The organism is Pseudomonas sp. TE3552 (assembly GCF_056278945.1).
Window position 1 is genome coordinate 2,605,726 of record NZ_JBWBQJ010000001.1, and the last position, 10,952, is coordinate 2,616,677.

Annotated in this window: 11 protein-coding genes; 5 read left to right on the top strand and 6 right to left on the bottom strand. The window is 60.4% G+C overall.

Going from position 1 to position 10,952, the window contains the following annotated elements:
* Positions 1-46 precede the first annotated feature (46 nt).
* A complete protein-coding gene (locus tag ACZ9BB_RS11450; protein WP_476213876.1) occupies positions 47-997 on the top strand; it encodes a DUF1853 family protein in 951 nt (316 codons plus the stop codon).
* Positions 998-1,189: 192 nt separating this feature from the next.
* On the opposite strand, the gene ACZ9BB_RS11455 is transcribed toward ACZ9BB_RS11450, so the two are convergent.
* Positions 1,190-1,750, bottom strand: a complete 561-nt coding sequence (locus tag ACZ9BB_RS11455; RefSeq protein ID WP_476213877.1) for an NADPH-dependent FMN reductase — start codon at positions 1,748-1,750, stop codon at positions 1,190-1,192.
* 184 nt (positions 1,751-1,934) lie between these two features.
* Here ACZ9BB_RS11455 and ACZ9BB_RS11460 point away from each other — a divergent pair, with 184 nt between their 5' ends.
* Positions 1,935-2,171: a hypothetical protein gene (locus tag ACZ9BB_RS11460; RefSeq protein WP_476213878.1), complete on the top strand. Its 237-nt coding sequence runs from the start codon at positions 1,935-1,937 to the stop codon at positions 2,169-2,171.
* An 88-nt stretch (positions 2,172-2,259) separates the two neighbouring features.
* Complete coding sequence (locus ACZ9BB_RS11465; protein WP_476213879.1) at positions 2,260-3,153, top strand: LysR family transcriptional regulator; 894 nt, start codon at positions 2,260-2,262, stop codon at positions 3,151-3,153.
* On the opposite strand, the gene ACZ9BB_RS11470 is transcribed toward ACZ9BB_RS11465, so the two are convergent.
* The 5 genes from ACZ9BB_RS11470 to ACZ9BB_RS11490 all read right to left on the bottom strand — a co-directional run bounded on the left by ACZ9BB_RS11470 (position 3,119) and on the right by ACZ9BB_RS11490 (position 8,513).
* Positions 3,119-3,733 (bottom strand): GNAT family N-acetyltransferase, encoded by a 615-nt coding sequence (locus tag ACZ9BB_RS11470; protein ID WP_476213880.1) that lies wholly within the window; start codon positions 3,731-3,733, stop codon positions 3,119-3,121. The genes ACZ9BB_RS11465 and ACZ9BB_RS11470 overlap by 35 nt on opposite strands.
* Positions 3,734-3,747: 14 nt before the next feature.
* Entirely contained in the window at positions 3,748-6,003 is a 2,256-nt protein-coding gene (locus ACZ9BB_RS11475; RefSeq protein WP_476213881.1) for an Orn/Lys/Arg family decarboxylase, read from the bottom strand.
* A gap of 356 nt (positions 6,004-6,359) precedes the next feature.
* Positions 6,360-7,118 (bottom strand): DNA polymerase III subunit epsilon, encoded by a 759-nt coding sequence (gene dnaQ, locus ACZ9BB_RS11480; protein ID WP_007906768.1) that lies wholly within the window; start codon positions 7,116-7,118, stop codon positions 6,360-6,362.
* Positions 7,119-7,209: 91 nt separating this feature from the next.
* Positions 7,210-7,662, bottom strand: coding sequence for a ribonuclease HI (gene rnhA, locus ACZ9BB_RS11485; protein WP_003180633.1), 453 nt, complete (start codon positions 7,660-7,662; stop codon positions 7,210-7,212).
* Between the two features lie 92 nt (positions 7,663-7,754).
* Positions 7,755-8,513: a class I SAM-dependent methyltransferase gene (locus ACZ9BB_RS11490; RefSeq protein WP_476213882.1), complete on the bottom strand. Its 759-nt coding sequence runs from the start codon at positions 8,511-8,513 to the stop codon at positions 7,755-7,757.
* Positions 8,514-8,578: 65 nt separating this feature from the next.
* On the opposite strand from ACZ9BB_RS11490, the gene gloB reads away from it, so the two are divergent.
* Together gloB and ACZ9BB_RS11500 are read left to right on the top strand one after the other, a co-directional pair.
* Positions 8,579-9,346: a hydroxyacylglutathione hydrolase gene (gene gloB, locus ACZ9BB_RS11495; RefSeq protein WP_476213883.1), complete on the top strand. Its 768-nt coding sequence runs from the start codon at positions 8,579-8,581 to the stop codon at positions 9,344-9,346.
* 100 nt (positions 9,347-9,446) lie between these two features.
* On the top strand, positions 9,447-10,904 hold the full coding sequence (locus ACZ9BB_RS11500) for a transglycosylase SLT domain-containing protein (protein ID WP_476213884.1): 1,458 nt from the start codon (positions 9,447-9,449) through the stop codon (positions 10,902-10,904).
* The last annotated feature ends 48 nt before the right edge of the window (positions 10,905-10,952 follow it).

Below are 10,952 nucleotides of genomic sequence, written 5' to 3' on the forward strand. Positions count from 1 at the left end.
CTTTCAGCTACAACGGTGTGCTCGCGTTTCGGGCTATGCTCGCAAGATGATCCTATTTCCAGACTTGCTCCAGTTACCCCATCAGTTGCGCCACCCTGAAGTGCGCGACCTGGCTTGGGTCATCCTCGCGCCGCCGATGCTCAGCGTCACCCCGTGGCCACAGCGTCATCCACTGGCTGGCAGCGATTGGGTACAAGCCCCGCAACGTCTGGAACACTGGCTCAGGCAACTGGACCGTGACAGCTACGATTTGTTGCACTGGCTGGCCCAGGCCAGGACCCGGCGCCTGGGTTTGTACTATGAGCGGCTATGGCAGTACGCCGTGCAACACGCGCCGGGGATCGAGCTGATTGCCGCCAACTTGCCGATCCGCCGTGAAGGCCACACTTTGGGTGAGCTGGACATGCTGCTGCGTGATCGCGATGGCGTGCATCATCTGGAGCTGGCGATCAAACTCTATCTTGGGCCACAGAACGGTGATGGCCATGACACCGCGAAATGGCTCGGACCGGGTTGTCATGATCGGCTGGACCGCAAACTGGAACACCTGAGCCGCCATCAGTTACCGATTTCCGCGCGGGCGGAAAGCCGTGAAGCGCTGGCGTCGCTGGACATCCAGCAGTTCAGTGCGCATCTGTGGCTGGGCGGCTATCTGCTCTACCCGTGGCCAGGGCAGTCCGAGCCACCGAGCGGCGCGCACCCTCAGCATTTGCGCGGTAGCTGGTTGCATCAGAAGGACTGGGCGGACTTTGTCGTTCAGCGTCCATTCGGTCGCTGGCAACCCCTGCCCCGCCACGCCTGGCTAGCGCCGGCTCACTATCCCGAGGAGCAGACCTGGAACGCTGAGCAGTTGAATGCGTGGCTGACTGATCTGGACCCGCTGGCACCGGCGCAATTGATGGTGCGGCTGACCAAGAATGGCAAAGGGGATTGGGAAGAGGCCGAGCGGCTGTTTCTGGTGTCCGATCTTTGGCCGAATGTGCCGGGCAATGGTTGAATTCTGTAGCGTCTGGGTGGGGCCCTATGTAGCAGCTGCCGAGCCTGCGAGGCTGCGTTCGGCGGCGAAGCAGTCGCAAACCCTGTATGCACGGTCTTCCTGAAGCACCGCGTTGTTTGATTTCACGACGGCTTCGCCGCCGAACGCAGCCTCGCAGGCTCGGCAGCTGCTACACAAGCTACAAGGGGATGGTCATTGCTTTTTATGCTGCTCGACCCATTGCGCATACGCATCGATGAACTTCTGCAAGAACGGCTTCACCGACTCCGACAACTTGCCCGCCTCGTCAAACGCTGAACCGGCGTTGCCCAGGTAGGCTTCCGGTTGCTGCATGCACGGTACATTGAGAAACACCATGGACTGGCGAATATTGTGGTTGGCCCCAAATCCGCCGACGGCGCCTGGTGAAACGCTGATCACCGCGCCCGGCTTGCCGTTCCAGGCACTTTTGCCATAGGGGCGCGACCCCACGTCGATCGCATTCTTCAACGGCGCCGGCACCGAACGGTTGTATTCCGGGGTCACGAACAGCACCGCGTCGGATGAGCTCACTCGTTGCCGGAAAGTGCTGTAGGCTGCCGGCGGTGACTCGCCATCAATGTCCTCGTTGTAGAGTGGCAAATCGCCGATTTCGACGATATTCAGCTTCAGATTGGCAGGCGCCAGCTCGGCCAGCGCCAGCGCGACCTTGCGGTTGATCGATGCTTTTCTCAGGCTGCCGACCAGAACGGCAATCTCGTAGACGTTGCTCATGGAGAAATCTCGACTGTCCGATGGAAAGAGCTTCTAGTTATAGATGATCAAATGACGATTCAACCAGTGGGCGACGGAAAATCGCTGCCCCTGACTATTTTTTTCCTGTAGGAAAACTTACCTCGCCCAACCACGGTCTACAGAGCCGCAAATTGAGTGATTTATCCCCAGAGGTTCTAAGCAGATGGCAGCAGTACTCGTCAGTCAGTTCCATGCAAGAGATGCGGAAGGCCGTATTTATTCCGTGCATGAGTTCCAGGAATCCACCCCGTCGCACGACGGCCTCGCCGGCTCCGTGCCTGTCACCACCTATAAACTGGCCATCGGCGACCGGGTCAACAAACTCGACAACAACGAGTTTATGCTGGTGCAATCGGGCGTCACCCTCATCCGCGAACCTGATACGAACGTCGCCTCATAACCCGCTGTTATGAGCAGAAGTCATATGCGCGCACTTGAGTTAGGATTCAGTTACTGACTCCCTCACCTGCTGAACATGGACTTCACGCATGCGTTTACGTCATATCGAAGTGATCCAGGCGCTCCTGCAGACCGGTCATCTGGGCACCGCCGCCGAATGGCTGCAGCTGCCGGTGGCCGAGGTTGAACGCACGCTGCGTGACGCCGAGGATCAGTTGGGTTTCATGCTGTTCGCCAGCGTGCGTGGACGCCTGCAAGCCACCCGCGAGGCGCGGGAGTTGCAGGTCGAGATCGCCCACGTCTACGAAGCCCTTGAGCCGGTTCAGCGGCTGGCCAGCAGCCTCAAGCAATATTTGGCGCCACCCCTGCGCATCATCTGCACCCCGCCTTTGGCGCAACAATTGTTGCCGCAGAGCATCGCGGCCCTGCGTCGGCGCCTGCCCGATGCACCTTGTACCCTCCTGAGCCAACCGACCCGCGAGATTGTCAGAAGCCTGCTGCTGCGTGAAAGCGATCTGGGCCTGAGCCTGCACGACCCGGACCACGCCGACATCCATTGCCAAGTCATCGCTCAAGGCAAGCTCCAGTTGCTGGCGCCCCATGGCTGGCTGCAACCGAAACAGAAGTACATCTCGCTGCAGGACCTGGCCGGCCAGTCGATGGTCGGCCTCGAAGGTCACGACCCGCTCAGCCCGGCGCTGGACAACAAGCTGCATGCGTTGCGCCCTGCCCCGGTCATCCAGACCCGGGTCCAGACGCATCAAATGATGCGCAGCATGGTCGAGGCCGGCGAAGGTTTGGCGATCGTCGATCCGTTTACCGCCCTCGGCGCCAAATCGGCAGGGCTCGATGTCTGCCCGCTGGCGCCTGCCGTACCAATCAGCGTCTATGCCTTGAGCCTGAAGAATGCCGAGCCGTCGCCGGCCGTTCAGGCGTTGCTGGACATCATCACGGAACAAGCCGTGGCGATGCTGGCGAGCTGAGCAGGTTTTCCAGCGGATTATCGAACAGTCGATACCAGAACAACGCCACTTCGGCGGTGTTCGGGTCGATACCCCGATAGCGCAGGTGGTCGATCCCGCCCACCACATAGCCGCAACGCTCATAAAGCCGACAGGCGCCCAGGTTATTGTTCTGGGTTTCCAGCATGATGCCCGGCAGTTTCTTCTTGCGGCTCCAGAACTGCGCCACGTCCAGCAGCGCCTTGGCCACGCCATGACGGCGCGCCGGTGCATGCACTGCCAATTCATCGATATGGGCGAAGCCGTTCCAGTTGGTGCTGACCACCAGGTGGCCTACTGGCTCGTCATCCAGATAGGCCATGAAAATCGCGCTGTCTGCGGCATCGCGAAAACTGCTGAATTCCTCGGGATCAATGCCGTAACACTTGCGATACGGGGTGATTGGCGTCACCGGCCACTGCGCCACCGGCTTACCGATTTGCGCGGCACCATAGGCGGCGACTTCAAAACTGAAATCACTGCCCCAGATATAAGCCGCAAACCCCTCATCGGCGACACGCACCGAGAGGCCTGGGTATTTGGGATTCATGACTGGTTGCATACTCGCAAAGGTCCTCATTCCTTGATGCAATCGACGGTGTAATGCCGTCCATTGCCCTCGTCTTCGTGTTGCAAACCATGCACATCGGCGACAAATCCGGGGAAGCTGCTGTCGAACGTACGGGCAAACTTCAGGTAATCGATGATCGAACGGGTCGACTCGGTGAACCGCTCACCGGGCATGATCAACGGGATCCCCGGCGGGTATGGCACCAGCATCACTGCAGCGATCCGCCCATCCAGGGCATCGATCGAAACGGCCTCCACTTCTCCACGTACCAATTGATCATAGGCGTGCGCCGGCTTCATCGCGACTTGCGGCAGCACCGTGTACATGCGTTTGAGGTGTTTGGCCGTGGCATTGCTGCGATAACAGGCGTGTAACTGATCACACAGATCCCGCAAACCCATGCCTTGATAACGGGCAACGTGCTGTTGCGCCACGCACGGCAGGCAGGTGGCCAGACTGACGTTGGCGTCGTAACTGCGCTTGAATTCCAGTAACTCGGTCAGCAACGTGCTCCATTTGCCCTTGGTGATGCCCATGGAGAACAGCACCAGGAACGAATACAGCCCGGTCTTTTCCACGACCAGCCCACGTTCCCAGAGAAACTTGCTGACCACCGCCGCCGGAATCCCGCGCGCACTCAGGGCTCCGCCTGCCGTCAAACCCGGCATCACCAGCGTGACCTTGATCGGGTCGAGCAGCACGTAGTCGTCGGTCACGCCGCCAAAGCCGTGCCAATCGGCGTCGGGTTGCAGCAGCCAGTCTTCGGTGACCACCTGCTCGATACCTTCCGCCGAGGGTGGTTGCCAGATCGAAAACCACCAGTCATCGGCGGCGATATGCTGTCGCAGATTGGCCAGGGCCCGGCGAAAACTCAGGGCCTCGTCGAACATTTCCTGCAGCAGCGAACGACCGGCCGGCCCTTCCATCATTGCTGACGCCACGTCCAGCGAGGCAATGATGCCGTACTGCGGCGAAGTCGAGATGTGCATCATGAACGCTTCATTGAAACGGTCGCGATCCAGCTGCCGCGCACCGCCATCCTGGACGTGAATCATCGACGCCTGGCTGAACGCCGCCAGCAATTTGTGCGTGGAATGGGTGGTGAACACCAGCGGGCTGTCTTCGCTGCGCGAAGTGCCCATGCCGTAGCGACCGGCGAAGAACTCGTGAAACGCCGCGTAGGCGTACCAGGCTTCGTCGAAATGCAGCACCTCGACGCTGTTGCCCAGGCACTGCTTGATCAGTTCGGCGTTGTAACAGAGGCCGTCGTAAGTCGAGTTGGTCACCACCGCCAGCTTGACCTTGGGCTCGCGGCCCTGGGTCAGCGGGCTGGCGTCGATCTTGGCCTGGATTGATTCACGACTGAACTCACTGAGCGGAATCGGGCCGATGATCCCCAGCTCATTGCGCTCCGGGCACAGGTACAGCGGGATCGCGCCGGTCATGATGATCGAATGCAACACCGATTTATGGCAGTTGCGATCCACCAGCACCAAGTCATCGCGGGCAACCATGGAATGCCAGACGATCTTGTTGGCGGTCGAAGTGCCATTGATCACGAAAAAAGTGTGATCGGCACCGAAGTTGCGCGCCGCTCGCGCTTCCGCTTCGGCCAGCGGCCCCGTGTGATCGAGCAGCGAACCGAGTTCGGGTACCGACACCGACAAATCCGATCGCAGAGTGTTTTCTCCGAAAAACTGGTGAAACGCCTGCCCCACCGGGCTCTTGTGATACGCCACGCCGCCGCCATGGCCGGGGGTATGCCAGGAATAATTGGAATCGGCGGTGTGTTGCACCAGTGCCTTGAAGAATGGCGGCAACAGACCGTCCAGATACTTGCGCGCGGCACGGGCGACCTGACGCGCGAGGAATGGCACGGTGTCTTCGAACAGATAGAGAATGCCGCGCAGCTGATTGAGCTCAGCCATGGCATCGGCCGGGGCGTTTTCCAGGGTTACCTGTTCACCCAGCGCGAAGATCGGCAGGTCCGGCGCCCGAACCCGTGCCAGGCGGATCAGCTCGGCCATGTTATGGAGAAGATGGGCGTTAGTGCTGGCGTCTTCGGCAGCAATCAACATGCAGGCGAGGCCGTGATGGGTCGAGGCGACCATCCGTCCTTCGGTGTAATCGACCGCCGAGACAATGTTGAAGCCTTCCTGCTCCAGCTCCCTGGCGATGCCACGCACACGATCACCGGCAACGGTGTCGGCCTTGATGTCGCGGTGGACGATCAGGACCGGGAATTTCAGATCTTTATACATGAGGCTCGGCGTCCTGAGGCGGCAGACCGTGGCCTGCCAATAACCTCAGGGTAGAGGGTTGGAGCGCATGTGGCGAGGGGGATGCCCTGAAGTGGGTCGGCCGACGCACCATCATATGGCCTGACAACCCGGATGAGAGAGGATTTCTGATGGAGATTTTGGAGGGGCAGGTTTTTCTGTGGCGAGGGGGCTTGCCCCCGTTCGGCTGCGCAGCAGTCGTAAATCCTGCCAATGCGGTGAATCTGACGAAATGCCGGGGTCGCTTCGCGACCAACGGGGGCAAGCCCCCTCGCCACAGGCAAGCCCCTAACCACAGGCAAGCTCCCTCGCCACAAAAGCCCTTCGCTCGAAGGGACTCAGGCCTGAGCCTTGGCCTCGGCCAGTTGCTGCCACAGCGACGGGGCACCGGCGGATTTGGCGATGGCTTCCAGGCGCGCGACGTGCTGGGCCAGGTCCTCTTCACTGGCACGAATGATCCGGGCCGGCTGACGATCGGCCGGCAGGCGACGGATTTCCGTAGCCGAGTTGTCCGCGCCCTCGCCCGAACCATTGCCATCGGACGCATTACCGGCCAGCGACAGGCTGGTTTGCCCGCCGGTCATGGTCAGGTAGACGTCGGCGAGAATCTCGGAGTCGAGCAAGGCGCCGTGCAGCTCACGGCCGGAGTTGTCGACGCCATAGCGTTTGCACAAGGCGTCGAGGCTGTTGCGCTGCCCCGGGTGACGTTCCCGGGCCATCATCAGGGTGTCGAGGATCGAGCAGTGTTGCGTGATGTCCGCGCGATCGTGATGACCCATCAGGGCGAATTCGTTGTTGATGAAGCCAACGTCGAACGCCGCGTTATGGATGATCAGCTGCGCGCCCTTGATGAATTCGAAAAACTCATCGGCCACTTCAGTGAAACGCGGTTTGCCCACCAGAAATTCGTTGGTGATGCCGTGGACGCCGATGGCGCCTTCGTCACTCTCGCGATCCGGTTGCAGGTAAACGTGGAAATGCCGGCCGGTCAGGCGCCGACCGATCAACTCGACACAACCGATTTCGATAATCCGGTGGCCGTCGGTCACCGGCATGCCGGTGGTTTCGGTATCGAGTACAACGGATCTGGTGGCCATCAGTGCTCAGCTCTCAACGGGTCAATCGTGCAAAAGCGGCGATGTTAACACGCTCGCGGGGGTCTTTCAGATACACCGTGTAGCGCCGGAATCAAGCCTGCTTGTACCCGCGCACTTCATCCACGCCACGGTTGGCCAGTTGGTCGGCCCGTTCGTTGCCATGATGGCCGATGTGCCCGCGCACCCATTTCCAGGTGACGTTGTGACGGTTGACCTGCTCGTCGAGCAACTTCCACAGATCGGCGTTTTTCACCGGTTCCTTCGCTGCGGTTTTCCAGCCGCGCTTCTTCCAGTTGGCCATCCACTCGTTGATGCCCTTCATCACGTATTGGGAGTCGGTCACCAGCAGCACGTCGCAGGAGCGCTTGAGTTCTTCCAGGCCACGGATCGCGCCCATCAACTCCATGCGGTTGTTGGTGGTGTTGGCTTCGCCGCCCCACAGTTCCTTTTCAACGCCCTTGCACACCAGCAACGCCCCCCAGCCGCCGGGGCCAGGGTTGCCCTTACAGGCTCCATCGGTGAAGAGTTCTACGCTATCGCTCATGCCAATCAATCCAGAAAATGCGGTGGCTCGCCGATCGGTGACCGACGATGCCCGAGGCCGGGACGAACCCGACCGGGAATATAAAAAGTGTATTACGGCTCGAGGTGACGACGGTTGACCTTGGCCATCGGCAACGGAATCAGCTTGCCCATCGGTTCACGCCGTTCCTGACGCACTGGCCGCAGGCCTACCACGATCTTGCGTGCGACTAATAAATAGAAGCCGCCACCGGACAACTGCCAGTCACCGACCTTGCGCTCCCAACCGGCCAGACGGGCTTGCCAGGAGGGGGACGCAAGCGGCGGACGATAGCACCCGAAGCGACGTTTCTCCAGCGCGAACCCCAGCAGGTTCAGCCAGTCGGCGACTCGCGATGGCGAGATGCAGCGGGCCTTGCGCAAGGCGTCATGGGCGAACACACGACGCAGGCCCCAACTGCTCCAGGGATTGATGCCGACAATCAACAGGTGCCCGCCGGGGCGTACGCTGCTCGCCGCTTCGCGCAGCAGACCATGGGGCGATAGACAGAAATCCAGGCCGTGCTGCAACACCACCACATCGGCGGCATGCTCGCTCAAGGGCCAGGCCTGCTCTTCGCAGACGATCTCTACCCCCGGCAACGGCGCACCGAGGCGCACATTGCGCTGGACTTGCGGCGCCGAAGGCGGCGTCTGCGCCGAGGGACCGTAATGCACGAGGTAGCCGCCGAAGAAACGACCCAATTCGTCTTCGAGCATGCGTCGTTCTTCGTCCAGCAGAAATTGCCCGATGGGGCCGGACAGCCATTCACGGGCCGCACTTATCAATGCCAGCCAGTCAGGATCCGCCTGAGCGAACGCTTTATCGGTCATTGCATTCTCCAACGCGCCAGGAAGTTCTAAGATGCGCCAATGTTTTCCGCTTGGCGAATCCGACGATGATACAGATCAGTGCCCTGCCCGCCTTCACCGACAACTACATCTGGTTGTTACAAGATCACAGCACCCAGCGCTGCGCCGTGGTCGATCCGGGCGATGCCGCGCCAGTACAGGCCTGGCTCGCGGCGCACCCGGGATGGGTATTAAGCGATATTTTGATCACTCATCACCACCATGACCATGTCGGCGGCGTCGAGCGGCTTAAAAAAGCGACAGACGCGACGGTCTATGGCCCGGCCAGCGAAACCATCCCGGCGCGAGACGTGGCCCTCAAGGACAATGACCGTATCAGCGTGCTGGGCTGGGACTTCGCTGTACTCTCGGTACCGGGCCATACCCTCGGGCACATCGCCTTTTATCACCACGGCCATCTGTTTTGCGGCGACACCCTGTTCGCTGCCGGTTGCGGGCGGTTATTCGAAGGCACGCCCGAGCAAATGCATCACTCGCTGAGCCGCCTCGCCGCGTTGCCTGAGGATACGCTGGTCTACTGCACTCACGAATACACCTTGAGCAACTTGAAGTTTGCCGCAGCGGTCGAACCGGGCAATCCGGACACCGCCGCACGTCTGGAAAAAGTCACCGCACAACGTGAAGCCGGAATCATGACGCTGCCCTCTACTCTGGCGCTTGAAAAGCTTACCAACCCGTTTTTGCGTGTCGACGAAACATCCGTTAAAGAAAAAGTGGACGAACGGAATGGAACCCAAAACCGGGCTCCGAGTGCGGTTTTTGCTGCTCTACGGGCTTGGAAAGATAAGTTCTAAGTAGCCATCACGCTGGTACAAAAATTCTGAATGGTTGACCGCAGGGGGGTGCGCTTTCTAGAATCCCCCGACATTTTTGCCCGGAACTTACTTCCAGCCAATGTCGTCATCTATTCGAAAAGCCATCAATTCAGACGCATTGACCCGCTTGGCTCAAGCCATCGCGGTGGCTGTGTCCGCCACTCTGGCGGGCTGTTCCAGCCATGTGCCGCAGACCGAGGCGACACACACACCAAACATCGCCGCTCGAGCCAAGCAGAAGCCCATCTGGCTCAGCGAAAAACCAACACCGCAAATACCACAGGATGTCTGGGAGCGCATGCGCCAGGGCTTCCAGTTGCAGGACAACCTGGGTGTCAACCCGCGCATCGAGCAACAGCGCCTGTGGTTCGCCAGTAACCCGTCCTTTCTCGAAAATGCCGGCGAACGCGGCAGCCTCTACATCCATTACATCGTCGAACGCCTTGAAGAACGCAACATGCCGCTGGAACTGGCGCTGTTGCCGGTGATTGAAAGCGCCTACAACCCGATGGCCTATTCCCGGGCCGACGCGGTGGGTCTTTGGCAATTCATCCCCTCCACCGGGCGTTACTTCAACCTGCGTCAGACCCGCTTCTATGATGGCCGTCGCGACATCACCGCCTCGACCACCGCGGCCATGGATTACCTGACCCGCCTGCACGACATGTTCAACGGCGACTGGCTGCTGGCCCTGGCAGCCTATAACGCTGGCGAAGGCACGGTCAGCCGGGCCATCGAGCGCAACGAACGACTCGGCCTGCCGACCGATTACTGGAACCTGCCGCTGCCAGCGGAAACCCAGGCCTATGTGCCGAAGTTGCTGGCCCTGTCTCAAGTGGTATTGGCACCCGACGCCTATGGCGTGAACCTCAATCCGATCGCCAACGAACCGTACTTCCAGGTCGTCGAAATCAACCAGCGCATGGACCTGTCCAAGGTTGCCGCCGTTGCCAACATCGACGAAGACGAACTGTTCCAGCTCAACCCGGCCTTCAAGCAACGCACCACCATCGACGGCCCCCAGCACTTGCTGGTGCCGACGTCCAAGGCGCAACTGCTCACCGCCAGCCTCTCGACCATGCGTCCTGAGGAGCTGATCAGCCAGCGACCGCTCAAGCCGGTGTTCGAGGGTGCTGACAACAGCGAAGAAGTCGCTAGCCTCAAGCGCGCTTACCGGGTCAAACGCGGCGACAGCCTGGGCACCATTGCCAAGGCCAACAAGGTCGACATCAAGGACCTGCAACGCTGGAACAAGCTGAATGGCAAGAACCTCAAGGTCGGCCAGACCCTGGTGATGCAGGACACCACCAAACGCAGTTCCGGGCGCGTCAATACCGTGATCGCGGCGAATAGCAAGACCAGCGGCAAGGCAACCAACAAGACGCAACAGACCCAGTACAAGGTCCAGCAAGGCGACTCGCTGTACATGGTGGCGAAGCGCTTCAACGTGGAAATGCAACACCTCAAGCGCTGGAACCCGCGTGTCGGCCAGGCGCTGAAGCCGGGGCAGATGCTGACGGTTGCTTCTCCGAATTAAGCAACACGCCCTGTCGAAGGGCTGTTGTGGCGAGGGGGCTTGCCCCCG